Annotated in this window: 25 protein-coding genes; 9 read left to right on the forward strand and 16 right to left on the reverse strand. The window is 61.2% G+C overall.

All coding sequences use genetic code 11. The features are described from left to right. Positions 1 to 65: 65 nt before the first annotated feature. Positions 66 to 695, forward strand: a complete 630-nt coding sequence (locus LB545_RS29490) for a hypothetical protein (RefSeq protein ID WP_140761951.1) — start codon at positions 66 to 68, stop codon at positions 693 to 695. Further along, the gene (locus LB545_RS29495) at positions 695 to 1,522 is read left to right on the forward strand and encodes a peptidoglycan-binding domain-containing protein (RefSeq protein ID WP_140761948.1); all 828 of its coding nucleotides are present in this window, start codon (positions 695 to 697) and stop codon (positions 1,520 to 1,522) included. Before LB545_RS29490 ends, LB545_RS29495 begins: the two co-directional genes overlap by 1 nt. A 79-nt stretch (positions 1,523 to 1,601) precedes the next feature. On the opposite strand, the gene LB545_RS29500 is transcribed toward LB545_RS29495, so the two are convergent. Further along, positions 1,602 to 2,075, reverse strand: a complete 474-nt coding sequence (locus LB545_RS29500) for an Lrp/AsnC family transcriptional regulator (protein WP_140501327.1) — start codon at positions 2,073 to 2,075, stop codon at positions 1,602 to 1,604. 158 nt (positions 2,076 to 2,233) lie between these two features. Between LB545_RS29500 and ald the strand changes: the two genes are divergently transcribed. Further along, positions 2,234 to 3,349, forward strand: a complete 1,116-nt coding sequence (gene ald, locus LB545_RS29505) for an alanine dehydrogenase (RefSeq protein WP_140501325.1) — start codon at positions 2,234 to 2,236, stop codon at positions 3,347 to 3,349. Between the two features lie 376 nt (positions 3,350 to 3,725). Here ald and LB545_RS29510 read toward each other — a convergent pair whose 3' ends face one another. The 6 genes from LB545_RS29510 to LB545_RS29535 form a co-directional block, all read right to left on the reverse strand. Further along, the gene (locus LB545_RS29510) at positions 3,726 to 4,193 is read right to left on the reverse strand and encodes a DUF1203 domain-containing protein (RefSeq protein ID WP_224706213.1); all 468 of its coding nucleotides are present in this window, start codon (positions 4,191 to 4,193) and stop codon (positions 3,726 to 3,728) included. Between the two features lie 143 nt (positions 4,194 to 4,336). Next, positions 4,337 to 4,894, reverse strand: coding sequence for an OmpA family protein (locus tag LB545_RS29515; protein WP_140501321.1), 558 nt, complete (start codon positions 4,892 to 4,894; stop codon positions 4,337 to 4,339). 96 nt (positions 4,895 to 4,990) lie between these two features. After that, positions 4,991 to 5,554, reverse strand: a complete 564-nt coding sequence (locus tag LB545_RS29520; protein WP_140564586.1) for a GNAT family N-acetyltransferase — start codon at positions 5,552 to 5,554, stop codon at positions 4,991 to 4,993. 2 nt (positions 5,555 to 5,556) lie between these two features. After that, positions 5,557 to 6,408 carry a 3-mercaptopyruvate sulfurtransferase gene (gene sseA, locus LB545_RS29525; RefSeq protein ID WP_140515435.1) on the reverse strand — a complete coding sequence of 284 codons (852 nt, stop codon included), beginning with the start codon at positions 6,406 to 6,408 and terminating at the stop codon, positions 5,557 to 5,559. A gap of 81 nt (positions 6,409 to 6,489) precedes the next feature. Then, on the reverse strand, positions 6,490 to 7,233 hold the full coding sequence (locus LB545_RS29530; protein ID WP_140671680.1) for an alanyl-tRNA editing protein: 744 nt from the start codon (positions 7,231 to 7,233) through the stop codon (positions 6,490 to 6,492). Next, positions 7,233 to 8,267, reverse strand: a complete 1,035-nt coding sequence (locus tag LB545_RS29535; protein ID WP_140501314.1) for a cysteine synthase A — start codon at positions 8,265 to 8,267, stop codon at positions 7,233 to 7,235. The genes LB545_RS29530 and LB545_RS29535 overlap by 1 nt, the downstream gene beginning before the upstream one ends. Positions 8,268 to 8,497: 230 nt before the next feature. Here LB545_RS29535 and LB545_RS29540 point away from each other — a divergent pair, with 230 nt between their 5' ends. Together LB545_RS29540 and LB545_RS29545 are read left to right on the forward strand one after the other, a co-directional pair. Continuing rightward, complete coding sequence (locus tag LB545_RS29540; protein ID WP_140501312.1) at positions 8,498 to 9,319, forward strand: SDR family oxidoreductase; 822 nt, start codon at positions 8,498 to 8,500, stop codon at positions 9,317 to 9,319. Positions 9,320 to 9,412: 93 nt separating this feature from the next. Then, complete coding sequence (locus LB545_RS29545; protein WP_140515438.1) at positions 9,413 to 10,387, forward strand: alpha/beta hydrolase; 975 nt, start codon at positions 9,413 to 9,415, stop codon at positions 10,385 to 10,387. Between the two features lie 108 nt (positions 10,388 to 10,495). Here LB545_RS29545 and LB545_RS29550 read toward each other — a convergent pair whose 3' ends face one another. Continuing rightward, on the reverse strand, positions 10,496 to 11,911 hold the full coding sequence (locus LB545_RS29550; protein WP_140515439.1) for a DEAD/DEAH box helicase: 1,416 nt from the start codon (positions 11,909 to 11,911) through the stop codon (positions 10,496 to 10,498). 398 nt (positions 11,912 to 12,309) lie between these two features. On the opposite strand from LB545_RS29550, the gene LB545_RS29555 reads away from it, so the two are divergent. Beyond that, on the forward strand, positions 12,310 to 13,842 hold the full coding sequence (locus tag LB545_RS29555) for an acyl-CoA carboxylase subunit beta (RefSeq protein WP_140515440.1): 1,533 nt from the start codon (positions 12,310 to 12,312) through the stop codon (positions 13,840 to 13,842). 18 nt (positions 13,843 to 13,860) lie between these two features. Here the strand turns inward: LB545_RS29555 and LB545_RS29560 are convergent, their stop codons facing one another. Further along, complete coding sequence (locus tag LB545_RS29560) at positions 13,861 to 15,390, reverse strand: NAD(P)H-hydrate dehydratase (protein WP_140584213.1); 1,530 nt, start codon at positions 15,388 to 15,390, stop codon at positions 13,861 to 13,863. A 332-nt stretch (positions 15,391 to 15,722) separates the two neighbouring features. On the opposite strand from LB545_RS29560, the gene LB545_RS29565 reads away from it, so the two are divergent. Then, a complete protein-coding gene (locus tag LB545_RS29565; RefSeq protein ID WP_006205430.1) occupies positions 15,723 to 16,061 on the forward strand; it encodes a P-II family nitrogen regulator in 339 nt (112 codons plus the stop codon). Positions 16,062 to 16,120: 59 nt separating this feature from the next. Beyond that, complete coding sequence (gene glnA, locus LB545_RS29570; RefSeq protein WP_140515442.1) at positions 16,121 to 17,530, forward strand: type I glutamate--ammonia ligase; 1,410 nt, start codon at positions 16,121 to 16,123, stop codon at positions 17,528 to 17,530. 851 nt (positions 17,531 to 18,381) lie between these two features. Here the strand turns inward: glnA and LB545_RS29575 are convergent. Next, positions 18,382 to 19,422: a glutamine synthetase beta-grasp domain-containing protein gene (locus LB545_RS29575; RefSeq protein ID WP_140650869.1), complete on the reverse strand. Its 1,041-nt coding sequence runs from the start codon at positions 19,420 to 19,422 to the stop codon at positions 18,382 to 18,384. 311 nt (positions 19,423 to 19,733) lie between these two features. On the opposite strand from LB545_RS29575, the gene LB545_RS29580 reads away from it, so the two are divergent. Next, positions 19,734 to 19,928 (forward strand): DUF2735 domain-containing protein, encoded by a 195-nt coding sequence (locus LB545_RS29580; RefSeq protein ID WP_140650866.1) that lies wholly within the window; start codon positions 19,734 to 19,736, stop codon positions 19,926 to 19,928. Between the two features lie 77 nt (positions 19,929 to 20,005). On the opposite strand, the gene LB545_RS29585 is transcribed toward LB545_RS29580, so the two are convergent. From LB545_RS29585 to LB545_RS29610, 6 genes are all read right to left on the reverse strand, one after another. Next, complete coding sequence (locus LB545_RS29585) at positions 20,006 to 21,895, reverse strand: MFS transporter (protein WP_140650863.1); 1,890 nt, start codon at positions 21,893 to 21,895, stop codon at positions 20,006 to 20,008. Positions 21,896 to 22,067: 172 nt separating this feature from the next. Beyond that, positions 22,068 to 22,859, reverse strand: a complete 792-nt coding sequence (locus tag LB545_RS29590) for an ATP12 family chaperone protein (protein ID WP_140561145.1) — start codon at positions 22,857 to 22,859, stop codon at positions 22,068 to 22,070. Between the two features lies 1 nt (position 22,860). Next, positions 22,861 to 23,784 carry a DMT family transporter gene (locus LB545_RS29595; RefSeq protein ID WP_140650858.1) on the reverse strand — a complete coding sequence of 308 codons (924 nt, stop codon included), beginning with the start codon at positions 23,782 to 23,784 and terminating at the stop codon, positions 22,861 to 22,863. Positions 23,785 to 23,786: 2 nt separating this feature from the next. Continuing rightward, positions 23,787 to 24,767, reverse strand: a complete 981-nt coding sequence (locus LB545_RS29600) for an RluA family pseudouridine synthase (RefSeq protein ID WP_140515445.1) — start codon at positions 24,765 to 24,767, stop codon at positions 23,787 to 23,789. 60 nt (positions 24,768 to 24,827) lie between these two features. Then, positions 24,828 to 25,202 (reverse strand): fluoride efflux transporter CrcB, encoded by a 375-nt coding sequence (crcB, locus tag LB545_RS29605; protein WP_140515446.1) that lies wholly within the window; start codon positions 25,200 to 25,202, stop codon positions 24,828 to 24,830. A 67-nt stretch (positions 25,203 to 25,269) separates the two neighbouring features. Continuing rightward, a complete protein-coding gene (locus LB545_RS29610) occupies positions 25,270 to 26,100 on the reverse strand; it encodes an aspartyl/asparaginyl beta-hydroxylase domain-containing protein (protein ID WP_140664499.1) in 831 nt (276 codons plus the stop codon). Between the last annotated feature and the right edge of the window lie 110 nt (positions 26,101 to 26,210).

Raw genomic sequence — 26,210 nt, forward strand, 5'->3', positions numbered from 1 at the left:
TCGGCGAAGATTTGTTTTGCGCCCAGTCTCCGATCTTGATAGATTTGGACGTTGGGGAATATAAGATGTTTGGTACATCGGCGCCTTACGTCATTACGGTTTTGATGTCGGTAATTACGTGGGTTCTGTCTACGTATTACGAACACATAAGCACCACGCCGTATCTGCGCTATGAGACAAGTGAAAATGGTCGCGATGCTTCGCCGCCATACATAGTGTATCGTTTCACGAATGTGTCTCCAAAGACTAGAATATCTAATGTCACTTTGGGACTGGACTGTCCTGGCGACGATGAATGCTTTGGCACTCCGGGATCCGACATAAATACCTATGCGCAGATGTTGAAAGTGCCGCCGTGGGCTATGACCGAGGGTATCTTGCCAAATTCGCTTAGCATAGCTCAAAAGATCGACCTGCCAGCCGGTACAGCATTTGAAATACGAGCTGTGCTTAGGTCGAAAGATGTGGAACCAGTCCTCTATTTCCAAAACAAGAAGGAAGATCAAAAAATTGATTTAAAGCTGGTAAGAAGCTGGTCGCTGGACACGATTCTTGCCAACAATTTTTTGGAGGTCGTATCCGCTTTATGGATACTTTTCTGCGTTATGCTATTTATATCATACAAGAACGCAAGCACATCTGGAAGTAAAAAGGCGGCGCAGGATATCAACCTTAAAATAACTAGGGGGCGATAATGATTTTGCGGTTTGCTTTACTAACGCCTCTTTTGTTGGTGATTTTAAGTGACGTCGCATCGGCAAAAACGATTACTGTTTCGATTGCTGTGATGACGAATGGCAAACCGCCCGTTGGAGTGCCAGCTCACATATACAGGAAGACTGCCTCGACGTCGGAGGAGTTGATTACCGATACGGACGACGAGGGAAAGGTTGCCATACCGGAGACTGTTTGTTCCGCCGATGTACAATATCGAGTGGAAGCTTTGCTCCCCATACGCTTTCCACAAGGTCGTCTGCGTTGGGAATCTTGTCGGATAACCGGACAGATCGTGTTTCTGCTAACGCCCTCCGGAATTTCGAAGAACACAGAACGTTTTCTCAGTGGACAGATTCCCGATGGATGGGTTGTTCCCCAAGGCTACGAACCTGTTTTCGTAGAACTGAGAGAGGCGGTCGCTAGTGAGCAGTGGGGGGCTGCCGCGAAGCTCAGTTCGCAGCTCGCCAACCAATATCGATCGGCAGGCCGCAAGGACGAGGCGAACACTTTCGCCGAGATAGCGCTTGCAGGAACGGTGAGCTATGCCACCTCTCAGCTCCCCGACAGCGATGCCATTGATACGTTTTTGAAACCCAAGAACCCCGACGCAACATTTGACAGCGAAATCCGGTTGTCACCGTTTGCCAAGAAGGCAGTCGCCGAGTTTCAAAAGTCTCGTGGGCTACCTACCGACGGCATTGTCGGATGGCAAACGATGGGTCGCCTGCCCGGAGGCGCAGGCTACACATTACCTGACGTTGCGGTTGTTCCATTCGAGAATCTGGTCGTCAAGCCGAATACTTGAGGGATATAGATTGCTATTGAGGTGCGCCTCGCCTCTATCCTTTTGCTTCGGCATTGGAGTTGCTCAAGGTTCTACGCATTCAGGCCATTTCGGGCTTCAGGCCCATCGCCGTCCGGTCGACGATTTCGCGCAGGGCAAAAGACGAATTGATCTTCGTCACATGCGGCATCGCCGACAGCCACTCCTTGTGGATGCGTTCGTAGTCGGCAAGGTCCTTGGCCGCGATCCTGAGAATATAGTCGTACTCGCCCGACATCAGGTGGCAGGACAGCACGTTCGGGCAGCGCTTGATCGCAGCCTCGAAATCCGACAGCGTCTTCTCGAACTGGCCCGACAGCGAAATGTGCACGATCGCCGTCATCTGGTGACCAAGTGCTGCATTGGAAAGCCGGGCATGATAGCCGCGGATGGTTCCGGATTTCTCCAGATTGTCGAGCCGGCGCGAACAGGCCGACTGCGACAGGCCGACCCTTTCGGCAAGGGCGGCGTTCGGCATCCGGCCATCCTTCTGCAATGTCTCCAGAATGGCGATATCAATCCTGTCGAGCGGCATTCTTCGTGATTCCTGCGAATTTTTATGCATTCTACGCAACAATTATCGAATAGCGAACCCTCCTGCAAGTGCATTCGCAAACACTTACGCAACGATTCGTGGTTGACTGCGTCAATACAGGGAACGAGCCCCGAAGGGCCGTGTCAGGAGAAAAGAAAATGCGCGTCGGCTGCCCCCGGGAAATCAAGAATCATGAATATCGCGTCGGACTTACGCCCGGCTCGGTCCGCGAATATGTCGCCCACGGACATGAGGTGCTGGTCGAGACCGGCGCCGGGGCCGGCATCGGAGCCGACGACAACGCCTATCGCGCTGCCGGCGCCACCATCGCCAAGACGGCGGCCGATGTGTTCGCCAAGTCGGATATGATCGTCAAGGTCAAGGAGCCGCAGCCTAACGAATGGGCCCAACTGCGCGATGGCCAGATCCTCTACACCTATCTTCACCTTGCTCCGGATCCGGAACAGACCAAGGGCCTGCTCGCTTCGGGCGTTACCGCCATCGCCTATGAAACGGTGACCGACGACCGGGGCGGCCTGCCGTTGCTGGCGCCGATGTCGGAAGTCGCCGGCCGCCTGTCGATCCAGGCCGGCGCCACGGCGCTGCAGAAGGCCAATGGCGGCCGCGGCGTGCTGCTCGGCGGCGTGCCCGGCGTGCTGCCCGGCAAGGTCACCGTGCTCGGCGGCGGCGTCGTCGGCCTGCACGCAGCCAGGATGGCGGCTGGCCTGGGCGCCGACGTCACCATCATCGACCGCTCGATCCCGCGCCTGCGCCAGCTCGATGACCTCTTTGCCGGCCGCGTCCATACCCGCTACTCGACCGTGGAGGCTCTGGAAGAAGAGTGCTTTTCCGCCGACATCGTTGTCGGCGCCGTGCTGATCCCGGGTGCTGCGGCGCCGAAGCTGGTCTCGCGCGAAATGCTTTCGGGCATGAAGAAGGGGTCGGTGCTGGTCGACGTTGCCATCGACCAGGGCGGCTGCTTCGAGACCTCGCACGCGACCACACATGCCGAGCCGACCTACGAGGTCGACGGCGTCATCCACTATTGCGTCGCCAACATGCCGGGCGCCGTGCCGGTCACCTCAGCACATGCACTCAACAACGCGACTCTGCACTATGGCCTTCAGCTCGCTGACAAGGGCCTGAAGGCGCTGGTCGACGACCATCATCTGCGCAATGGACTCAACGTCCACAGAGGCAAGATCACCAACCGTGCGGTCGCCGAAGCGCTCGGCTACGAACTGGTCGAACCGAAGGCGGTTCTCGCGGCCTGATTCTCCTGAGAGGATACCTGCCTCCCGTCAGCCCGCCGGTCATTCCCGGCGGGTTTTTTCTTTCCGGATTGGCGGCTGTCAGGCCTGCACCCGGCTCGGACTTAAAACATGTGCCGCAACCTGCGTCTCGGCGCCAATTGCAAGTTTAACTGAGCCCTCCAGGCAAATAGTCGAAGCCCATATGCTTCTTTGCGCAGAAAATTTCTGTGGAAGGTTCAGGCAAACAAAAAAGCGGAGCCAAGGCCCCGCTTCCTCGATGTCGAGATTTGCCGCCGGTTCATCCGCGGTCGACAAATCGATCGACGGCTACCCGTGTACCGCAATGGTATGACAGGAGTACGACAGCGCTCCGCTATCGCACCGCCACATGCGCCCGTCAGACACGTTCGATCCGGCACTGGAAGCAATTGTTGCGCGCCGAGCGGACATGCACGTAGGCAATCTCGTCGCGTTCCAAGAGAGCCTCGGCGCGCGCGGCGATCGCATCGGTCGCAATGACGCCACCGCTGCCATAGACGATGCGGTCATCCGTGCCGTAGCCGCGCACGATATAGTCCGGGCTTTCGAGAATTTCGGGAAGTGCCTGAGATTCCGCGGCGCGCTCGCATTCCTGCGCGTGAAGGAAGATCGGTCCGGTCTCGGCATAGGGCTGAAGTTTGGGGAATGGCCGGTAGGCCAGGATGAGATAGTCGTCTCCGCCGGCGATGTTCTTCAGGCAATGCCGGCATGGCATGCCGTCGCCGTCGGAGACCTTACGCTCGGGCGTGTTTCCATAGGCATCGGGCCCGCCGCGCTGAAGCGCTCGTACATCTTGTGTCGGCAAGGCTTTGAACTGGATGGTCATGGCGAAAATCTCCGATGTCATTGATCGGAAATTATGCGCATCAGCCCCCGCCTCCCACCCGATTCCTGACAATCATTGGCCCTTGGTCGGCTTGTTCCAGCCGACCAAGGCAAGGCGAACTTCACCGGATTGTCGGAACTCCCTCAGCGAATGAAGTCGTCAAAGCGACGGAGGGTGACCCGCCGGTTCCGCCAGTTTTCGTTCTGCGTCTGCACCAGCAGGAATTCCTCGCCATAACCGACCGTCTCCAAAGCATAGGCCGGCACGCCGAACTCGCGCACCAGCGTGCGCTTCAGCGAGGCGGCGCGCTGTTCCGACAGGATCCGGTTCGATTGGAAGGAGCCGACGGCGTCGGTATGGCCCTCGATGAGGACGCGCGCCCCGGGGTTGCGGCGCAGGATACGCTGCAACGCATCGGCGATAGTGTCGATCTTGTCGTATTGCGAGCTGGAGATCGCGGCCGAGCCGAAAGCGAAATTGATCGACTGGATATCGATCGACCGGGCCATGCGGCGCAGGTCCGGCCGGCGCTTGAACTCACGGATGGTGACGCGCTCGTTCGGGCGCAGCTTCACGCGGGGTGCCGCCTCGAGCTTTCGTTCGATGGTTGCGGCCGAAGGCGTTGTCGCCTGCGCGGCGGCGAGACCGGGCATTGCGATTGCCGCGATCAGCGCGGCGGCAAGGGTACGGCGGGTCAGCATGTCTTTTCTCCTTCGGCCCGTATTATGTGCGGGCAAGATGGCAGAGACAGGCTGAAGCGCGGATGAACGAGAGGTTCAGCTTTTGTGAGGGCGTCGCTATGGCCGCATGACGCTGGCCGAGCGCTCGGCGAAGGGCAGAGGGTGAACGGTCTCCTTCTTCTGCGCCACCGGCGCGAAGCCGAGCTTCTGGTAGAGCGGCAAGGCAGCAGGATGGTCGAGCGTGCAGGTCTGCACCGTCACCCGCTTCGGTCCATACGACCAAGCCGCGGCGATCGCCGATCCCAGGAACCAGCGGCCGATGCCTTGCCCGGTGGCGTGTTCCATCATGCCGAAATAGGCAAGCTCGACTTCTTCCGGCAGATGCGGCTTGAGGTCGAAAAAACCGGCGGGTGCGCCATCGAGATAGAGCACCCTGATGTCGCGATCCTCGCGGTGGACGCCGGCCGAAAGCTCGTCGTCATCCAGCCTCAGCACATTGACCCAGTGCCATTTACGCCCCACCCGATCCATCAGGTACCGGTAGAAATGCAGCGGAATGTCCTTAGTTTTCAGGAGTGCGACCTGGCGGTTGTAGGGCATGGGCGGCGACACGGCCGGTGGCGCATGCATCTCGAGGAACGTCACCGTGACTTCGATGTCCTTCAGCTCGCCGTTTTCCATCGTCATTCCTTGCCTGTCACGACTGGTGTGTCGGAGAGACCGCCCCATTCGGTCCATGAGCCGTCGTAAAGCCTGTTGTCGGTATGGCCAAGCGTTTCCAACGCAAGCGTGATCACCGCCGCCGTAACGCCGGAGCCGCAGGAAGTGACGATAGGCTTCGACAGATCGAGGCCGGCGTCCTCGACCACCTTGCGCAACCGCTCCTTCGGCAGAAGCACGCCGTTTTCCGACAGCGCCGAATAAGGCAAGTTGCGCGCGCCCGGCATATGGCCGGAACGGACGCCCGCGCGCGGCTCCGGCTCCGCGCCGGTGAAGCGTCCTGCCCCGCGTGCATCGGCAATCTGGCTTTCCCGGGTTTCGACGATGCGGCGCATCTCGGCAAGGCTGGCGACCCGGCCGGCGTCGAAATCGGCGTGGAACACGCTTGGCGCGATTTTGGTCGGTTCGGCCGTCACCGGCCGACCTGCCGCTTTCCAGCCATCGAAACCGCCGTCAAGGATATAGGTCTGGAAGACGCCCATCACCCGGAACATCCACCAAGCCCGAGGTGCCGAGAAAAAGCCCGGGCCGTCATAGACGATGATCGTGTCATCTGCCGAAACGCCCATCGCGCCGACATACTGCGCGAAATGCTGCGGCGACGGCAGCGTATGCGGCAGCGCGGCGTCCGGATCGGAGACCGCGTCCTGATCCAGGAAGCGGGCGCCCGGAATGTGCCCGGCGTCATACTCGGCGCGCGCGTCGCGGTTTTGCGCCGGAAGATACCAGGATGCATCGACAATCGTCAGGCCAGGCTGGCCCAAACGCTCCTGCAACCAGTCCGCGTCGACGGTGAAAGGACTGTCTTCAGCCATTGTGGTTCTCCTGCCGCCATTGACCAGACGTTGTCTTGCCTTGCCGCATGATCTTGTCCGAAAACATCGTAGCTTTCGAGATCATGTTTGGGGCATCGGTCCAAACCGGATGCGGAAGCGCCGGTTTTCACGCCCCTTCTTCTCAATCTTGCCGATATGGATTTCGCCGATCTCGCCGGTGCTTTTGACATGGGTGCCACCACAGGGCTGACTGTCCACCGAAGCATTCTCGCCGATGCAGACCAGCCGGATTTTGCCGGTACCTAGCGGCGGACGGACATTCTTGGACTTCACCAGACCCGGATTGGCGGCCAGTTCCTCGTCGCTGATCAGCCTGGTAAAGATCGGATGATCGGCCCGCACCAGGCCCATCAGGCCAGCCGTCACGTCTTCCTTGCTGAAGCTGGCGTCGGGAATGTCGAAATCGACACGGCTGTCGTCTTCCGAAACCGCCGCGCCGGTGATCGGAAACGGGCAGACGACGGTGAGCAAATGGCAAGCGGCATGCATGCGCATCAAGAGATGACGTCGCTCCCAGTCGATTGCGAGCTTCAGGCGCTCGCCGACCGCAGGCGCGGCTTGTTCCGGCGCCGGCACGTGGATGATCTCGTCCTTTGTTTCCCCGGTGATGGTAGCGGCCAGGACGATGCGGCTGCCATCGGCGCGCTGGAGATAGCCGCTATCGCCCGGCTGCCCGCCCGAGGTGGCATAGAAGATGGTGCGGTCCAGAACGATGCCGCCGCGCTGGTTGACGGCGACCACCACGGCATCGGCCGTCCTGAGATAGGCGTCGTCGCGAAACAGCGCTTCGGTCTTGTGCGCCATCACACGACCTTTTCAAACGGCACGGAAATATCTGATTTCTCTTCCATCCAGCCGGGCACCGGCAGCTTCTTTTCGCGCAGGAATTCGGGATTGAACAGTTTCGATTGGTAGCGTGTGCCGTAGTCGCAAAGAATGGTCACGATGGTATGGCCGGGGCCGAGTTCACGCGCCAGTCGGATCGCGCCCGCTATGTTGATGCCGGTCGAACCGCCGACGCAAAGGCCTTCCTCCTGGACCAGGTCGAAGACGATCGGCAACGCATCCTCATCACGAATTTGGAACGAGAAGTCGGGCGTGAACCCATCGAGGTTGGCGGTGATGCGTCCCTGCCCGATGCCTTCGGTGATCGAACTGCCCTCGGATTTCAGCTCACCGCTGGTATAGAAACTGTAGAGCGCAGCGCCCAGCGGATCGGCGAGAGCGATCTTTACGTCCTTGCTTTTCGCCTTCAGTCCGAAAGCGACGCCGGCCAGCGTTCCGCCCGAGCCGACCGCCGAGACGAAGCCGTCGACCTTGCCGCCGGTCTGGCTCCAGATCTCCTGCGCCGTGGTGCGGATGTGCCCGTCGCGGTTGGCGACATTGTCGAACTGGTTGGCCCAGATAGCGCCGTTCGGCTCCGAACGCGCCATTTGCTCAGCCAGCCGCCCCGACAATTTCACGTAATTGTTGGGGTTCTTGTACGGCACGGCCGGAACCTCGATCAGCTCGGCGCCGAGCAGCTTGATCGTGTCCTTCTTCTCCTGGCTCTGCGTTTCGGGAATGACGATGACGGTGCGGTAGCCGAGCGCCTTGGCGACCAGCGTCAGCCCGATGCCCGTATTGCCGGCCGTGCCCTCGACAATGACGCCGCCCGGCCTGAGCAGCCCACGCTCTTCGGCATCGCGGATGATGAACAGGCCGGCGCGGTCCTTGACCGACTGTCCGGGATTCATGAATTCGGCCTTGCCCAGGATCTCGCAGCCGGTTTCTTCCGAAGCCCTGTTGAGGCGGATCAATGGCGTGTTGCCGATAGCGTCGATCACGGAGCGGGGCATTCGGGAGTCCTTGTGTAGCTGCGGCGAAACCCTAGAAACCCGAAGCTTCGGTTTCAAGGCAAGAATTTGCCTGGTCCAGTCGCATTTTCTGCACTGCATTTGCGCCGGCCTCTCCCTGGTGCCGGGCGTATCCGCGCGGTTCATTTGGGACCGGCATCGAAAACCGCTCTTTTCATTCGATTTCTTCGCGGTTAGAGCAAAAGCCAAGAACAATTCGACGGGGGCGCAGCATGACACTCTATCGGGCCGACCCGAAGCATGGCGTCGCCTGGGTCACGGGAGGCAGCAGCGGCATCGGCCGTTCGCTGGCCAGGGACCTTGCGTCCCAGGGCTATGCGGTGGCCGTAACGGCACCCGATGGCGATCCCATCGACACGCTGATTGTCGAGACCGCGCAGATGCCAGGCAAGGTCAAGGCTTTTCCCTGCGACGTGACCGACGAGCCGCGCATGGCAAGAACCGTCGCTGCAATCGAGAACGAGCTTGGCCCCATCGTGCTCGCCGTCTTAAACGCGGGCAACTACATTTCCACGCCTGGCGAGGCTCTCGTCGTCAGCGATTTTCGCCGGTCTTTCGAGGTCAACTATTTCGGCATCATCAACGGGCTGGTGCCGGTCGTCGAACGCATGCGCGTGCGGGCGCGCGGCCATATCGTGCTGGTCGGCTCGGTCACCGCTTATTTCGGCTGGCCGACGACCGCCGCCTATGGCGGCACCAAAGCGGCGATCAACATCCTGGCCGAATCGCTGAAATACGATTTCGACAAGATGAACGTGCGCGTCCAGGTCATGAATCCGGGCTTCATAGACACACCGCTGACCGAGAAGAACATGCTGCCCATGCCGGGGCTGATGCCGGTCAGCCGAGCGACGCGGCGCATGGTGCGGGGTATCAAATCCGGCGGCTTCGAGGTCACATTCCCGCGCCGGACGAGCTGGCCCCTGAAGCTGCTCAGCCTGTTGCCGAGACCGGTGTACCGAGGCGTGATCAGCCTCATGACGAGCTGGAAGGCACGGCCGCTGAATTACGACCGCAAGCCGCCGAGCGAATAGAAGCCAGCGGATCGGCGGCTTCATCGCCGGGCCGGTCGTTGCCTGTTCCCCGCCGCCGCCGTAGGTTTGTTGTTGTTGCGTTTGGAGTCTGCGATGGGGCGACGAATCGTGCTTGCTGTGCTGGGGTTAGTCGCCATCCTCGCACTGGCCTTCGTGCTCGGCCCGCGGGTTCCCGTCGACACCACGATCCGCTTCGATCCAGCCGCAATCGGCGACGATCCGCAGGCCTATGTGGCCAGGACGGAAGCGGCGATATCCGGCATCCGTGACGGGCTGGAGAAAGAGATCATCTGGGCCAATCCGATGGTGCATGCCAGGACACGGCTGTCGATCGTCTATATCCACGGCTTTTCGGCGTCGAAAGGCGAGCTCCGCCCGCTGCCCGACGAGGTTGCCGACCAGCTCGACGCCAATCTGTTCTTTACCCGCCTCACCGGCCACGGGCAGGATGGCGCGGCCATGACGCAAGGCAGCGTCGATGCCTGGATCAACGACTATGAGGAGGCGCTCGCGATCGGCCGGGCCATCGGCGACAAGGTGATCGTCATCTCCACCTCGACCGGCGGCTCGCTGGCGGCCTGGGCGGCAACACAACCGGGTGCTTCGGACGGCGTGGCGGCGATCGCGTTCATCTCGCCGAATTTCGGCGTCAAGGCGTCGGGCGCCGGGATCCTGACCATGCGATGGGGCAAACAAATAGCCGAACTCGTCGCCGGCAAGGAGCGCAGCTTCATGCCGCGCAACGCGCTGCACGAGAAATTCTGGACCACCAGATATCCCCTTGCCGCGACGCTGCCGATGCAGGCGCTGACGGAACTTGCCTATGGCGCGCCGGTGGAGAAAGCGGTGGTCCCTGCCCTCTTCATCTTTTCGGATTCGGACAGCGTGGTGCGGCCTGACCGCACGCGTGAAATCGCCGGGCGTTGGGGCGCGCCGCACGAGCTGGTTCCGGTCGACGATACCGGCGATCCCGACAACCACGTCATCGCCGGCGACGCCCTGTCGCCATCGACCACGACCTTCCTTGCACAAAGAATTGCCGTCTGGATCGAGGCGGTCGCGAAGTAGCCAGAGCTTCCATACGGAAAGGGCGACCGCAGCCTCACCGCGGTCGCCCTTTATCTCACTGGTGACCAGCCGGGCACGCAAATGCCCGGTCAATACGAAGCGGCCTGCCTACGCGGCCCGCGCCGCGGGCCGCTTGCCGCCGAAGCGGCGTTTATTGTTGCCCTTGAAGGGCTTGGCGCCTTCCGGTTTGCGGTCGCCAGCGAAGGCCGGCTTGTCACCGAAGCGCTTCTTGCCGGAGCCGTTGTTCTGGCCGCCCGGCCGCCTGCCGTCGCGACGGCCATTGCGGTCGTTTCGGTCATTGGCAGGCTCGAAGCGCTCGTTCTTCTCAGCCGGGTTGCGCTGCGGATCGGGGCTGCCGAGATGGTCGGCGACAACAGGCAGCTTGGCGCGGATGATGCGTTCGACCTGGCGCAGCTTGCTGTTCTCGGACGGATCGCAGAGCGTAATCGCAATGCCGTCCCGGCCGTTGCGGCCGGTGCGGCCGATGCGGTGGACATAGCTCTCCGCCTCATCAGGCAGGTCGAAATTCACGACATGACTGATGCCGGGCACGTCGATGCCGCGCGCGGCGATATCGGTGGCCACCAGAATGCGCACCGAACCCTCGCGGAAATCGTTCAGTGCCTTCTGCCGCGCATTCTGCGACTTGTTGCCGTGGATGACAGCGGCCTTGAAGCCGTCGCGCTCGAGGTCCTTGGTTACCCGGTCGGCGCCGTGCTTGGTGCGCGAAAAGATGATGACGGACTTCATCGTCTCGTCGGCGAGCATCGTCGACAGCACTTGGCGCTTCTGCTTGGTGCGGGCAAGGACGACGCTCTGCGCGATCTCGGCCGCCGCCGTGCTTTGCGGCGCGACTTCGACACGGATTGGGTTCTTCAGCAGGCCTTTCGCCAGTTCGGCGATTTCATTGGGCATAGTCGCGGAGAACAGCACCGTCTGACGGTCCGGCGCGGTCGCCTTGGCGATGCGCTTGACGTCATTGATGAAGCCCATGTCGAGCATGCGGTCGCCCTCGTCGAGCACCAGCCATTTGGTGTCGGCAAGCATGAGGTCGCCTTCGCGCACCAGATCGGTCAACCGGCCAGGCGTGGCGATCAGGATGTCGACACCAGGCGCAACCTTCTTCACCTGGCTGAAGCGCGAGACGCCGCCCAGCACGAGCGCGGTCGAGACATGCGCGCCCTTGGCGAGGATCTTGATGGTGTCCTCGATCTGCACGGCGAGCTCACGTGTCGGCGCCAGGATCAGCGCGCGTGCCGTCTTCGGCCGGCGCTTGGTGCCGAGCGCAATGATCTTCGACAGGATCGGCAGCGCGAAGGCCGCAGTTTTGCCGGAGCCGGTCTGGGCGATGCCGAAAATGTCACGGCCTTCCATCTGCGGCGGGATCGCCTGAGCCTGGATCGGCTTCGGATCGGTGAAGCCGGCGGCATGGGTGGCCTTGAGCAGCGCACCCGTGATTCCCAGTGCTGCGAAACCGGAGAGTTCTCCAGTGTCGTTGCCGGGCAAAGTGTTTTCGTTGGTCAAAATATTCTTCTTTCACGCGGCCTCTGGCCGCAAACATCAATGGCGGCAGGGCGCAACCTGCCGTCGAATCAATTGTCATGGAACGACAAGGCGGCGGACGTGTTCGTCCGCGCGGCTGCGCTGTCGTGCCCGCAGGCATCATGCCACGGGGCTTTTTCGCCACCTTGCTAACCAATCGGGGCCGATCAGCAGGAAAGAGGGAAAACAGACGCAACCAGTCTCATTCGAGGAGAAGGCCGGATCGGTCCGGCCCAAGCGCCTATGCCGTGCATATGGCTGAGTTCGCTCTGAAATGCAAGGGCATCATGTTGCAGCGCAACAAAACGCCTCGAAAAAGCGACGCTTGCGCTCACCTGCGGGCATCATTACCACAAAGCAGCCCGCGCAGGAGATCGAGAATGAAGGACGTGCTGAAGGAACTCGAGCGTCGTCGCGAGATCGCCCGCATGGGCGGCGGTCAGGCTCGCATCGACGCGCAGCACAAGAAGGGCAAGCTCACCGCCCGCGAACGCATCGAGGTGTTTCTCGACGAGGGTTCGTTCGAGGAGTTCGACATGTATGTCGAGCACCGTTCGACCGACTTCGGCATGGAAAAGACCAAGATCGCCGGCGATGGCGTTGTCACCGGCTGGGGCACCGTCAACGGCCGTCCCGTCTACCTTTTCGCCAAGGATTTTACCGTGTTCGGCGGCTCGCTGTCGGAAGCGCATGCCGAAAAGGTCATCAAGGTGCAGGAGATGGCGCTGCGCAACCGCGCGCCGATCATCGGCCTCTACGATGCCGGCGGTGCCCGCATCCAGGAAGGCGTGGCTGCACTCGGCGGCTACGCCGAGATCTTTCAGCGCAATGTGCTGGCGTCGGGCGTCATTCCGCAGATTTCCGTGATCATGGGGCCTTGCGCTGGCGGCGACGTCTATTCGCCGGCCATGACCGACTTCATCTTCATGGTGCGCGACACCTCCTACATGTTCGTCACCGGACCGGACGTGGTGAAGACCGTCACCAACGAGACGGTGACCGCCGAGAGCCTCGGCGGCGCTTCCGTTCACACGACGAAATCCTCGATCGCCGACGGCGCCTATGACAACGACGTCGAAGCACTGCTGCAGATGCGCCGGCTGGTCGATTTGCTGCCGGCCTCGAACACATCGGAGATTCCCGAGATCGAATGCTACCAGTCGGTCACCGATCACGATCTGTCGCTCGATCGGCTGATCCCCGACAACGCCAACAAGCCTTACGATATCAAGGAGCTGATCCTGAAAGTCGCCGACGAGGGTGATTTCTTCGAGATCCAGCAAAGTTTCGCCAAGAACATCGTCACCGGCTTCGGACGCATCGAAGGCCGCACGGTCGGCTTCGTCGCCAACCAGCCCATGGTGCTGGCCGGCGTGCTCGATTCCGACGCCAGCCGCAAGGCAGCGCGCTTCGTGCGCTTCTGCGATTGCTTTTCAATCCCGATCGTCACCTTCGTCGACGTTCCGGGCTTCCTGCCGGGAACGGCGCAGGAATATGGCGGGCTGATCAAGCACGGCGCCAAACTGCTCTTCGCCTATGCCGAGGCGACCGTGCCGAAGATCACCGTCATCACCAGGAAGGCCTATGGCGGCGCCTATGACGTGATGGCTTCGAAACACCTGCGTGGCGATATGAACTATGCCTGGCCGACGGCGCAGATCGCCGTGATGGGCGCCAGGGGCGCGGTCGAGATCATCTATCGCAAGGACATCGGAGACGCCGAAAAGATCGCAGCTCATACAAAGGCTTACGAAGACCGCTTCCTGTCGCCCTTCGTCGCCGCCGAGCGCGGCTATGTCGACGAGGTGATCATGCCGCATTCGACCCGCCGCCGCATCGCCCGCGCGCTGCGAATGCTGCGCAACAAGGACATGCAGAACCCCTGGAAAAAGCACGACAACATTCCGCTGTAAGCTGAATGTCGCGGCAAGTCAGCGCGCGCCGCGAGCCGCCACCAGTTCACGCAGCACAGGCACCAGCGCCAGCGGGAAATCCTCGGCGATCAGCCCCGGCCCGAACCGGCTGCCGGCCTCGGCATGGATCCATACCGCCGCGCACGCCGCCTCGAAGGCCGGCATGCCTTGCGCCAGGAAGCCGGCCACGAGCCCCGAGAGCACGTCGCCCGAACCGGCGGTTGCCAACCACGGCGCGCCATTGGAGTTTATCGCGGCCTTGCCATCGGGAGCAGCGATTACGGTGTCGGCGCCCTTATAGACGATCACGGCATTGGCACGGGTGGCGGCCATACGAGCCCTGCCCAACTTGGACGAAACGGCGCCACCCGCGATGTCAGCAAACAGCCTGGCGAACTCGCCTTCATGCGGCGTCATCACCAGCGACGGCGCGCTCGGCTGGCGCGAGGCTTCGAACAGGACATCCGGCTTCTCGCGAAACGAGGTGATCGCGTCGGCGTCGAACACCAGACCATCGACCGAGGCGGAAACGTTCCGCTGCTGGCCAGCGGCAAGCAGCGTGAGAGCAAAATTCCGCGTTCTTTCACCGACACCGAAGCCAGGGCCCAGTACAAAAGCGGAGGGCCGGCGTTCGCCGATGAAGGCGTCGATGTCGGCGCTGTCATTTGCTTTGCGCAGCATGATCGAGGTCAGATGCGCGGCATTGACCTGCATGGCTTTCGCCGGGGACAGGACGGTGACCGCCCCTGCCCCGCTTCGCGCCGCGGCAAGCGCCGCAAGCCGCGCCGCGCCAGTGGCGCTCGGGCCGCCGGAAAAGACGCCGACATGGCCGCGCTTGTACTTGTGCGTATCGACGCCCGGAATCGGAAAGGCGCTGAGCCAAAGCGCCGGCGAGTTCTCGAACGCCTGGGGCCGAATCCGGGCAATGAGACCATCGGCGATACCGATATCGGCGAGCACGATCTCCCCGCACAGCTCGCGCCCGGGCAGCAAAAGATGACCAGGTTTTTTGCGGGCGAAGGTGACGGTGACCCCAGCCCGAAAAGCATGGCCGAGCACTTGGCCGCTGTCCCCGGAAACGCCTGATGGCAGATCGACCGCGACGACCGGCAAGGCCAGGCTTGTCACCACGCCAACCGTTCTCGCCGCTTCACCGGACAGCGGTTTGGACAGCCCTGCTCCGTAAAGAGCGTCGACGACGACAGCGCCGGCTTCGGCCGCGAAATTCGCCAGCGGCCGAGGTTTGACCGGGCATTCGCCGGCGGCAAGCGCGGCATCGCTGCCCGGCTTCGGCGTGCCCGTCGCCCAGACCACCGTGTCGACGCCAGCGGTTGCCAGGCAGCGGGCCACGACATAGCCATCGCCGCCATTGTTGCCGGGACCGCAAAGCACATGGACCCGCTTCGCTGCCGGATCGCGCCTGAAAATTTCGGCCGCGACGGCTTCGCCTGCACGGCGCATCAGGCCGATGCCGTCGATTGCGCCGGCGGCAATCGTCAACCGATCCGCCTCGCTCATCTCCTCGGGAGAAAGAAGTTCGTTGCTCATGGATTGCCGATCCGCATTCGATAAAGCATTGTCCAGTTTTCGGCTCGACGCAAACGCAGAGGAGTTGGCGCGGTCCCAGCCAAGCTGAGCAATGCCCACCAAATAAGCAATACGCCTAAATATCGGGCAGACATAAACACCGACGCCGCGTAGGCTGCAGCCATCCGTCGCGCGCTGGATGCAGTGAACGATGCGAATTTGCATCTTCGTGCGGCATGTTCTGGAATCGAATGACACCGCTTGAAATCCCGCCAATTGGCACAATTCGTGCTTGATGGAGGCGCAAGCGGGGCTCACAACCCGTTTTTTTGGCAGTGGAGGCCACTTTTTACATGAAAAAGATCGAAGCGATCATCAAGCCATTCAAGCTGGACGAAGTGAAGGAAGCGCTTCAGGAGGCCGGACTGCAAGGCATCACCGTGACCGAGGCCAAGGGTTTTGGACGCCAGAAGGGCCACACCGAGCTTTATCGCGGCGCCGAATATGTCGTCGACTTCCTGCCCAAGGTGAAGATCGAGGTCGTGCTCGGCGACGATGCGGTCGAAGGCGCCATCGAAGCCATCCGCAAGGCGGCCCAGACTGGGCGCATCGGCGACGGCAAGATCTTCGTCTCGAACATCGAGGAAGTTGTGCGCATCCGCACCGGCGAAACCGGCATGGATGCGGTCTGACACCTCGCCCATCTTCCGAAACGTCATTATTAAAAAACGTCACCACAGGGATACATGACATGACGACAGCCAAAGACATCATGAAGCAGATCAAGGACAACGATGTGAAGTTCGTTGACCTGCGCTTCACCGACCCGAAGGGCAAGCTGCAGCACGTGACGATGGATGTCATCGAGGTCGAGGAAGACATGTTCGCCGATGGCGTGATGTTCGATGGTTCTTCGATCGCCGGCTGGAAGGCGATCAACGAGTCCGACATGGTGCTGATGCCCGATCCTGAAACGGTCCACATGGATCCGTTTTTCGCGCAGTCGACGATGGTCATCCTGTGCGACATCCTCGATCCGGTTTCGGGCGAATCCTACAACCGCGACCCGCGCGGCACTGCCAAGAAGGCGGAGGCCTACATGAAGTCGGAAGGGATCGGCGACACCATCTATGTCGGCCCGGAAGCCGAGTTCTTCGTCTTCGACGACGTCAAGTACAAAGCCGATCCCTATAACACCGGCTTCAGGCTCGATTCCACCGAACTGCCGTCCAATGACGACACCGACTACGAAACCGGCAATCTCGGCCACCGTCCGCGCATCAAAGGGGGTTATTTCCCGGTGCCGCCGATCGATTCGGCGCAGGACATGCGCTCCGAGATGCTGACCGTGCTCGCCGAGATGGGCGTGCGGGTCGAGAAGCATCACCACGAGGTGGCTGCGGCCCAGCACGAACTCGGCATCAAGTTCGACACGCTGGTCCGCAACGCCGACAAGATGCTGATCTACAAATATGTCGTGCATCAGGTCGCCAATGCCTATGGCAAGACCGCCACCTTCATGCCGAAGCCGATCTTCGGCGACAACGGCTCGGGCATGCATGTCCACCAGTCGATCTGGAAAGGAGGCAAGCCGACCTTCGCCGGCAACGAGTATGCCGGCCTCTCGGAAAGCTGCCTGTTCTATATCGGCGGCATCATCAAGCACGCCAAGGCCATCAACGCCTTCACCAACCCGCTGACCAATTCCTACAAGCGCCTGGTGCCGGGCTACGAGGCGCCGGTGCTGCTCGCCTATTCGGCGCGCAACCGCTCGGCATCCTGCCGCATCCCGTTCGGCTCGTCGCCAAAGTCGAAGCGCGTCGAGGTCCGCTTCCCCGATCCGGGCGCGAACCCCTATCTCGCCTTTGCCGCCATGCTGATGGCCGGCCTCGACGGGATCAAGAACAAGATTCATCCCGGCCAGCCGATGGACAAGGATCTCTACGATTTGCCGCCGAAGGAGCTGAAGAAGATCCCGACCGTCTGCGGCTCGCTGCGTGAGGCGCTCCAGAGCCTCGACAAGGACCGCGGCTTCCTGAAGGCCGGCGGCGTCTTCGACGACGACCAGATCGACAGCTACATCGAGTTGAAGATGGCCGAGGTGATGCGCTTCGAAATGACACCGCATCCCGTCGAATACGACATGTACTATTCGGTCTGATTTTTGATCTCCCTGGACCCGGCATAACCCGGATCCAGCGGCTTCAATTCAGCCTGCAAACGCGAGGCCGGAAGATGAACCTCTTCCGGCCTCTTTGTTTGCTCATATCGAGGCTTCCATTCAGCCAAATCCGCGGACACTGACGCGTTCGATCGGATGCTGCCCGATCCAGCGACTGGAAAGGCGCACCGGCTGCTGAGGTTCCGTCGGCTGGTCACGTCACACGTGTCGATTGCGCTGAGGCACAGGCCGGCTTGAGCCAGCCAAGCTGGGCTGCCAGGCGATCCGGCATGCGCTTTTTGCAAGTAAAGGGATAAGCCAGGAGCGAGCGGCACACTGCCTCAGGCTGCAATGCCCGCTCGTCCGGCGCCCCCGCCAATGCTGTCGTTCAAGAAACCCCGCCCCGTTCGAACAGCACCGCTTGGCGTATCCCCCAATGCCTGCGAATACGCATGTTGCGCCGCAGCCTGTCAATGTCGCCTGCCGGGCGTCGAGACGGTTGATTTTGGTGTATGAACAGGGGCTTATGAAAGGATCGATCGACAGGCATTCTTGCCGGAATGGCCGGATTTCCGGGCTTTGTCGAGGATTTCGAAGCCTGCGGACCGGCGCCAAGGTATGCTTTCGTCAGCCCAAAGCCGCCTTGTCGGGATGCGTTTGAGCCGCCCTTTTTAACCTGACTTTTTTTGGGGGAATTTGCTTTGCCAGGCCAGGAGCCAGGAAGACGAGGAGCGGCGAACGGAAACAGCGGCATGCGATAGTGCCCGCCATCGTCACACGAAAAAGCCCCGGCAACTCCCGCCGGGGCTCGCGTCATGGTTGTCGGGGATCTTGAGGCCCGACGTGAAATATCAAGCAGCGGCCGAAACCGATGCGCCGGTCGAAACCTGCGAAATCGTCTTCAGGACCTGGGAAGCGATCTGGTAGGGGTCGCCCTGCGAGTTCGGGCGGCGGTCTTCCAGATAACCCTTGTAGTCATTCTTGACAAACGAGTGCGGCACGCGGATCGAGGCGCCGCGGTCGGCGATACCATAGCTGAACTTGTTCCAGGGGGCCGTCTCGTGCTTGCCGGTCAGACGCTTGTCGTTGTCCGGGCCGTACACGGCGATATGGTCCATCAGGTTCTTTTCGAACTGCGCCATCAGGGCCTCGAAATAACCCTTGCCGCCGACTTCGCGCATATATTTGGTCGAGAAGTTGCAATGCATGCCCGAGCCGTTCCAATCGGTGTCGCCGAGCGGCTTGCAGTGGAACTCGATATCTATGCCGTACTTTTCGGTGAGGCGCTGGAGCAGGTAGCGGGCCATCCACATCTGATCGGCGGCCTTCTTGGAGCCCTTGCCGAAAATCTGGAATTCCCACTGGCCTTTGGCCACTTCGGCGTTGATGCCTTCATGGTTGATACCCGCGGCAAGGCAGAGGTCGAGATGCTCTTCGACGATCTGGCGCGCGATGCTGCCGACGTTCGAATAGCCGACGCCGGTGTAGTACGGGCCCTGCGGGGCGGGATAACCGCTCTCGGGGAAACCGAGCGGACGGCCATCCTTGTAGAAGAAGTACTCCTGCTCGAAGCCGAACCAGGCATCCTCATCGTCGAGAATGGTCGCGCGGCTGTTGGACACGTGCGGCGTGACGCCATCGGGCATCATGACTTCGCACATGACGAGAACGCCGTTGGTGCGGGCCGGATCGGGATATAGCGCGACCGGCTTCAACACGCAATCGGAGCTGCGGCCCTCGGCCTGCATGGTGGACGAGCCGTCAAAGCCCCACAGCGGCAGCTGGTCGAGCGTCGGGAACTCGGCATAATCCTTGATCTGGGTCTTGCCGCGAAGATTGGGGGCCGGGGTGTATCCGTCGAGCCAGATATACTCGAGCTTGTATTTGGTCATTCTAGAGCCTCTCGTTGTGCTTGACCACCGCACGCGGTGTCGACGCATGGCCGGAGCAAGCCGACCTGCCGACTGGTAAAAAGCAATTCATATGCCACTCCGGCATCGACCGGTGCGACAAAATGGTCGCGAGATTCCTCTGAATTCGCTGCACCGCCACAGCAATGCGCTGGGATCGATCAGATGCAGAGATTGCGCAAATAATAGTCAATAACTGATCTTTTCATAAGCATATTGCCTAAATGAATCGCAGAACCTATTTTGAGGAAAAGCTGAACCAACTGACCCTCGGAGAAGAAAGGAGACCGCCAATGGAAATCACCCTCGCCCGTCCGTCGGCAAAGATCCTGATGTTCCCGGTTGCAGGCCGCGTATCTGCCTCAAATTTAGGCGCGAAGGCCAAGTTCGCGGCAGAGCTTGCCTCGCTGCGTAATACGCATGCCGATTTCGATGGCTGGTATCACGAGGCCGCTGTCGAGGAAGAAAACCAGCAGCCGAAGAGCTGAACGCATCTTCAGCCTCAATATGAAAACCCGGCGCGATCGCTCGCGCCGGGTTTTCTCATGCATGTGGATCCGACGCGTTACTGCTTGGTGTCCAGGTTCGTGCCCAGCGTGTCCTTGACGAAGATCATGCCGATGACGAGCGACATCGCCGCGATTATCACGGGATACCAGAGGCCATAATAGATGTCGCCCCTGTAGGCACTGAGCGCGAACACGGTCGCCGGCAGCAAACCGCCGAACCAGCCATTGCCGATATGGTAGGGCAGCGACATGCCGGTGTAGCGGATGCGGGTCGGGAACATCTCGACCAGGATGGCCGCGATCGGACCGTAGACCATGGTCACGAACAGGACGAGGACGAACAGGATGGCGATCGTCATCGGCCAGTTCACGGCCGCAGGGTCGGCGAACATGGCGAAGGCACCGCCGCCGGGTATGTTGTAGACGGTGACCTCAGGCGCACCGGCAGCCTCGTCGGCGGTCAAAAGCTTGTCCTTGATAGCCTGATCGGTAGGAACCGTCGCCTTCTCGCCGGCGCGGATGGCGGCGGCGTCGAGCTTCAGTTCGGGATTGGCAGCGACAAACGCGTCGAGCTTCTGGTCCGGTATCTTGATCGCAGCACGCTTCAGCGGATATCCGCCGTCCTGCAGCGACATGTTGACGGCCTTGACGAAGGCGGCCTCCTTGGCCTTGGCCTGGTCGCCCGCGGCGACAGCATCGTAGGATGCCACCGTTTCATTGCCGATCTTGACCGAAGCAGCCGTACCGGGTGCCGCCGTGGAAACGACGTCATAGGGCACCGAGTTCTTGGTCAAGAACGAGGTCGCGATGTCGCAAGACGTCGTGAACTTCGCGGTACCCACCGGATTGAACTGGAATCTGCAGTCGCCGGGTGCCGCGGTCACCGTCGCGCGGGTGCTCTGCTGTGCCTCGGCAAGGGCCGGATTGGCGGCCCAGGTCAATGCCTTGAACAGCGGGAAGGTGCAGACGATCGCCAGTGCGAGCCCGGCCATGATGATCGGTTTGCGGCCGATCTTGTCGGAGAGCCAGCCGAACACGACGAAGAAGATGGAGCCCAGCGCAAGCGCGATGGCGATCATGATGTTGACCGACTGCGCTTCCAGCTTCAACACGTTCTGGAGGAAGAACAGGGCGTAGAACTGGCCGTTATACCAGACGACGGCCTGGCCAGCCGTAAGGCCGAGCAGTGCCAGCAGCGCGATCTTGGCGTTCTTCCACTGGCCGAAGGCTTCTGAGAGCGGTGCCTTGGAACCCTTGCCCTCTTCCTTCATGCGCTGGAAGGTGGGGGATTCGGAAAGCGACAGCCGGATCCAGATGGAAATGCCGAGCAACAGGAACGACACGATGAAAGGAACGCGCCAGCCCCAGGCGGCATAGGTTTCCTTGCTCATGGAGCCCTGGACGATCAGGATGACGATCAGCGACAGGAACAGGCCGAGTGTGGCGGTCGTCTGGATCCACGACGTATAGTAGCCGCGCCGGTCGTCCGGCGCATGCTCGGCGACATAGGTGGCCGCGCCGCCATATTCGCCGCCCAGTGCCAAGCCCTGGAGCATGCGCAGGATGATCAGGATCACCGGAGCCGCGATGCCGAGGCTCGCATAACCAGGCAGCAAGCCCACCAGGAAGGTCGACAGGCCCATGATCGTCATGGTGACGAGGAAGGTATATTTGCGGCCGACAAGGTCGCCGATGCGGCCGAACAGCAAAGCGCCGAACGGACGGACGAGGAAGCCGGCGGCGAAAGCCAGCAGCGCGAAAATATTGCGCGTCGCTTCCGGAATGGTCGGGCTGAAAAAGGTCGAACCAATAAAAGCCGCCAGCGACCCGTAGAGATAAAAATCGTACCACTCGAAAACGGTGCCGAGCGAAGAAGCGAAGATGACCTTCTTCTCCTCTCGCGTCATGCCGCGGCTCTTTCCGCTGGCGGTCGATGCGATAGCCATTGAGATGCTCCTCCCGTGAGACCCTTGTGCTCGATGCAGCGCCCTTGCGTTCGCATTCTCTTCCGAGCGCAGACTCGCGGCAGCAATCACGGGAAAAATGACAGAAAGCGCCTGCCAACGGCAGATGACTTTGGGATTATGACTTTGGTATTAGGTGCGGTGCGGTGGCCGGTCAGCCTTCGAGCGCCTCGATCAGACCGACGGCAGCCATCATGTCGCGCTTGCGGGCGGACCGGCGCGCGACAGCTTCCGCATCCTGTCCCCAATGCTCGATCTGCCAATCCTCGTCGACATGGCCGGCAGTCCAGGCCGCCTCACCGCCGAGTTCGCCGAACTCCACGGCCAACGCCAGCAGCGCCGAACCGGTCAGCGAGGTCATGACGTGGATCGCTGCCAGGCGCAGCGGCTCGGCGCGCTGGGCAAGATGCGCACCCAGCACAGCAATAGTTTCGCGCGGTTGCTCGACGTGGATGATGCCCTCGGCAAGGTTGAAGCGAGCGCCGAGTGCTGCCTGCGCCCAATCGAGGACAGGATCCCACAGCTCGTTCTGCCGCTCGACCAAGCCTTGTGGTGCGTCGGCGCGATAACAGAGCAGATCCGATGAGGCAAAGCGCAGTATGTCCTCCAGCACCGCCTGCGGATCGCTGGCGACGCCGTCGAGCGCGGTGTTGACGAGACGCATCACCGGCATCGACACCGGATCGATGGTCTCGCCCTGGGCGGCGAATTCATCGGCAACCAGCGATGCCGCCTTCTCGGTCGGCAGCGTCAGCAGCGTCTTGCCCGGCGTGCGCACGGGCTTTCCGTCGAGATGGACGGCAAAGCCACCATCGGCGGGCGCGACCGAAACGGTCTTGTAAAAACGTTTCGGCAGCGGCTTCTTCATCTGGATTTGGGCGCGGCGCACCGGATCGGGGTCGGAGAGCAGTTTCCCCGCCTCGAGATCGCTGAGGATATCGCGCATGTCAGCCTCCTTCGGCCGTCTGCTGGCGCGGCGGCCTGTTGACGATGACCAGACCGGCGGCAATGAGACCAAGTGCCAGAAAAATGCGTATGGTCAGCGGCTCGTTCAAGAACAGGGCGCCGCACAGCACGCCGAAGACCGGCGACAGGAACGTGAAACTCGACAGGCTCGAAGCGGGATAGCGCCGCAGCAGCCAGAACCACAAAACATAGGTGAAGGCGACGATATAGAGCGCCTGGAAAAGCAGGGCCAACGTCGGCAACAGCGCGGGATCGCGCACGGAGGGGCCGGCCAGAGGCAACACCAGGACGCCGACGATCGCAGCGCCGGAGAGTTGATAGAGCAGCAGCTTTTCGGCGCTCGTGTTACCCAGCTTCGAGCGCTTGATCAGGATATTGGTCAAGGCCCAGACGAATCCGGAGCCAAGGCTCAGCAGATCGCCGAACAGCATGTCCCCGCCGCCGCCGAGCTTGTCGGAAAAGACCGCGGCGAGGCCGGCAAAGGCAAGCAGAAGGCCAAGGGATTTGCGCAGGCTGATCGGCTCGCCGAGCAGGAAATGCCCTCCCAGCAGCATCCAGAACGGCATGGTGTTGACCAGCAGCGTGTTGCGGGCGACCGTGGTGTGCTCCAGCCCGACATAAAGGCAGAGGAACTCGATGCCGAAGAGCACGCCCACTGCAATGCCCGCGAGCAATGTCCCGTCCCTCTTGAAAAGCGCAATGCCGCGCCAGCGGCACCAGAGGAAGACGCAGAGCCCGCCGATAACCGAGCGCGCGATCGACAGGAAAACCGGATCATAGCCGGCATAGGAGATCTTGGCGGCGACGTAATTCAGGCCCCAGGAGAACGTCAGGCCGACCATTATGGCGGCGGCCGCCATGTCGACCGTATCGCGACGGTCGAGCGCATCGGCAGCGCCGCTCATGGTCAATCCTCCGCACTGGCGTCGTCGAAGCCGATCAGGTTCCAGCTCTGGCGCATATGCGGCGGCATAGGTGCGGTGACGTCGATGAAACCCTGGTCCGGATGCGGGATGACGATTCGGCGCGCGTGCAGATGCAGGCGGTTCTGCATCCCGCCCGGAAAATCCCAATTGGTGTCGGCCTCGAAATATTTGGGATCGCCGATGATGGGACAACCGATATGGGCGGCATGAACGCGCAACTGATGGGTGCGGCCGGTATAGGGCTCCATCTCCAGCCAGGTCAGCGCCTGCGCCGCCTGCTCGATGATGCGATAGTAGGATACGGCATGGTCGGCGCCCTTTTCGCCGTGCTTGGCAATGCGCACCCGATCGCCATCCGGCGTGGCTTCCTTGATCAGCCAGGTCGATATCTTATCCTCGCGCTTGGGCGGCACGCCCTTGACCAAAGCCCAGTAGGTCTTCTTGGTCTCGCGGGCGCGAAACGCCTCGGAGAGCTTCATCGCCGCCAGCCTGGTGCGGGCGACGACCAGCACGCCAGACGTGTCGCGATCGAGCCGGTGCACCAGCCGCGGCTTCTCGCCCTTCTGGTTGCGCCAGGCTTCCAACATGTCGTCGACGTTACGGGTGACGCCCGAGCCGCCCTGCACCGCAAGGCCAGCCGGCTTGTTGAAGACGAAAACCTTCGGATCCTCATGGATCAGCATCTTTGCCAGGACTTCGGCATCGCCCTGGTTGCGGATCGAATGGCCGGTCAGCGGGCTGTCGCCCTTCTTGTCCACTTCCAGCGGTGGAATGCGCACCGTCTGGCCAGGCTCGACACGGGTGTCGGCCTTGACGCGGCCGCCGTCGACGCGGATCTGCCCGGACCGAAGCAGCTTCTGCAGGTGACCAAAGCCAAGGCCCGGGAAATGGGTCTTGAACCAGCGGTCGAGCCGCATGCCCGCCTCGCCGGCCTCCACCGTGATCTGTTCAACGCCTGCCATATTGTTTTCGCTTACCCGTTTCCTGGCAGGCCCAGGCCTGCTCTCGGCGCGGCAATAGCATTAAGGCAGGCTTCTTGCGAGCCAAAGACCCAAAAACAGGGCAATGATGGCGCCAATCACGCTGGCCAGCGCATATCCAAACGCCGGCAAGGTGGCTCCCCGCTCCCACAAGGTCGCGAAATCGAGCGAAAAGGCGGAAAACGTCGTGAAGCCGCCTAAGATGCCGGTGGCAACAAACAGCCTGAGTTCGTTAGACCCGCCGCGGCGCGCCAGGGCGGCGATGAACAGGCCCATCGCGAACGAACCGACGATGTTGATCGCCATCGTGCCCCAGGGATAGTTGGGACCGACAAGGCGCAGCGAGCCCATATTGGTCAGATGGCGAACGCCGGCGCCAATGCCGCCGCCGGCGGCCACGAGAAGCAGATTGAACATCGCCGTATACTGTCCCCGACTATTCATACCTATCCGGCGCGCCGGCTACGTTCGAAAACTTGCCAGCTCAGGTGGTTTCTGCTTTTTTCGGCTTGGTCGAGCCGATCATCTTCCAGTTCTTGTAGAACATCGAATTGATCCTCTCGACACTCACCGAGACGATGGCGAGAAGGCCGGCGATAAGCCTGGGGACCGGGGACGGCCTGATAATGTCCATGAATACGCAGTAGCGACGACCGTCATACTCGTTGACCGAGCGATGCAGCAGCGTGTCGTCGAAAATGAACAGCGGATTGTCGTACCAATAGTTCTTGACGTTGCCGCATTCGACGAAGATCTCTGACTTCACCGGAATGAGGTTGTAGAGGATGCGGAGGCTGAGCCGCAGCGGTCCGAAGTGCCAGGAGGTCGATTCGCGTTTGCTGAAGACCGAGACGGCAATCGTCTTGATGTATTTGAAATCCTTGTTGAACTCGGCGACGTTGTCTATCCTGTGCTTGCCATACCATTGGTAGACATACATGCCGCGCCGGCCGGCGCCGAAATTGGCGTCGATGTCGGCGATGATTTCGGCCTTGCGCGCCTTGAAGACATCCAAGACCTCGTTGACTTCGCGCTGATAATCCTGCGGGAACTGCTCCAGCTTCCACACGCCCGGATTTCTGTAGCACAGGAGGTCGACCAGCAGGTTGAATGGCGAAAGCAGCCAGGTGAAGAGGCCATTGCCCAGGAAATAGCCGCTGAACAGGGACAGATTCTTGCGGTCGTTGCGCAGCACGTCGATCACGCCGCAAACCACGAAAATCGTCGTGAGGATCGGAATGAAATAGAAGCCAAGGGCAAGGAGCGGGATGGCAATGGCGAATTTGCGAAGGGTCTTGCGAAGGGTTTTTGTCATTTTTCCACGCGCCGAGCGCGATCCTGTTGCGAATGAATAGTGCCAAATTCACGACAACGACCACCGCCCGGCCGTGCGCCTTGATAAGGTCTTTTGGGTTGCCGCACAAC

The organism is Mesorhizobium sp. BR1-1-6 (genome assembly GCF_020165355.1).
Lineage (GTDB): Bacteria > Pseudomonadota > Alphaproteobacteria > Rhizobiales > Rhizobiaceae > Mesorhizobium.

What these genes read in the sequence shown, in the direction of transcription:
- LB545_RS29490 (WP_140761951.1), top strand. Translation starts at nt 66, where the DNA reads ATGTTTGGTACATCGGCGCCTTACGTCATTACGGTTTTGATGTCGGTA.
- LB545_RS29495 (WP_140761948.1), top strand. Translation starts at nt 695, where the DNA reads ATGATTTTGCGGTTTGCTTTACTAACGCCTCTTTTGTTGGTGATTTTA.
- LB545_RS29500 (WP_140501327.1), bottom strand. Translation starts at nt 2,075, where the DNA reads ATGCCGCTCGACAGGATTGATATCGCCATTCTGGAGACATTGCAGAAG.
- ald (WP_140501325.1), top strand. Translation starts at nt 2,234, where the DNA reads ATGCGCGTCGGCTGCCCCCGGGAAATCAAGAATCATGAATATCGCGTC.
- LB545_RS29510 (WP_224706213.1), bottom strand. Translation starts at nt 4,193, where the DNA reads ATGACCATCCAGTTCAAAGCCTTGCCGACACAAGATGTACGAGCGCTT.
- LB545_RS29515 (WP_140501321.1), bottom strand. Translation starts at nt 4,894, where the DNA reads ATGCTGACCCGCCGTACCCTTGCCGCCGCGCTGATCGCGGCAATCGCA.
- LB545_RS29520 (WP_140564586.1), bottom strand. Translation starts at nt 5,554, where the DNA reads ATGGAAAACGGCGAGCTGAAGGACATCGAAGTCACGGTGACGTTCCTC.
- sseA (WP_140515435.1), bottom strand. Translation starts at nt 6,408, where the DNA reads ATGGCTGAAGACAGTCCTTTCACCGTCGACGCGGACTGGTTGCAGGAG.
- LB545_RS29530 (WP_140671680.1), bottom strand. Translation starts at nt 7,233, where the DNA reads ATGGCGCACAAGACCGAAGCGCTGTTTCGCGACGACGCCTATCTCAGG.
- LB545_RS29535 (WP_140501314.1), bottom strand. Translation starts at nt 8,267, where the DNA reads ATGCCCCGCTCCGTGATCGACGCTATCGGCAACACGCCATTGATCCGC.
- LB545_RS29540 (WP_140501312.1), top strand. Translation starts at nt 8,498, where the DNA reads ATGACACTCTATCGGGCCGACCCGAAGCATGGCGTCGCCTGGGTCACG.
- LB545_RS29545 (WP_140515438.1), top strand. Translation starts at nt 9,413, where the DNA reads ATGGGGCGACGAATCGTGCTTGCTGTGCTGGGGTTAGTCGCCATCCTC.
- LB545_RS29555 (WP_140515440.1), top strand. Translation starts at nt 12,310, where the DNA reads ATGAAGGACGTGCTGAAGGAACTCGAGCGTCGTCGCGAGATCGCCCGC.
- LB545_RS29560 (WP_140584213.1), bottom strand. Translation starts at nt 15,390, where the DNA reads ATGAGCAACGAACTTCTTTCTCCCGAGGAGATGAGCGAGGCGGATCGG.
- LB545_RS29565 (WP_006205430.1), top strand. Translation starts at nt 15,723, where the DNA reads ATGAAAAAGATCGAAGCGATCATCAAGCCATTCAAGCTGGACGAAGTG.
- glnA (WP_140515442.1), top strand. Translation starts at nt 16,121, where the DNA reads ATGACGACAGCCAAAGACATCATGAAGCAGATCAAGGACAACGATGTG.
- LB545_RS29575 (WP_140650869.1), bottom strand. Translation starts at nt 19,422, where the DNA reads ATGACCAAATACAAGCTCGAGTATATCTGGCTCGACGGATACACCCCG.
- LB545_RS29580 (WP_140650866.1), top strand. Translation starts at nt 19,734, where the DNA reads ATGGAAATCACCCTCGCCCGTCCGTCGGCAAAGATCCTGATGTTCCCG.
- LB545_RS29585 (WP_140650863.1), bottom strand. Translation starts at nt 21,895, where the DNA reads ATGGCTATCGCATCGACCGCCAGCGGAAAGAGCCGCGGCATGACGCGA.
- LB545_RS29590 (WP_140561145.1), bottom strand. Translation starts at nt 22,859, where the DNA reads ATGCGCGATATCCTCAGCGATCTCGAGGCGGGGAAACTGCTCTCCGAC.
- LB545_RS29595 (WP_140650858.1), bottom strand. Translation starts at nt 23,784, where the DNA reads ATGAGCGGCGCTGCCGATGCGCTCGACCGTCGCGATACGGTCGACATG.
- LB545_RS29600 (WP_140515445.1), bottom strand. Translation starts at nt 24,767, where the DNA reads ATGGCAGGCGTTGAACAGATCACGGTGGAGGCCGGCGAGGCGGGCATG.
- crcB (WP_140515446.1), bottom strand. Translation starts at nt 25,202, where the DNA reads ATGTTCAATCTGCTTCTCGTGGCCGCCGGCGGCGGCATTGGCGCCGGC.
- LB545_RS29610 (WP_140664499.1), bottom strand. Translation starts at nt 26,100, where the DNA reads ATGACAAAAACCCTTCGCAAGACCCTTCGCAAATTCGCCATTGCCATC.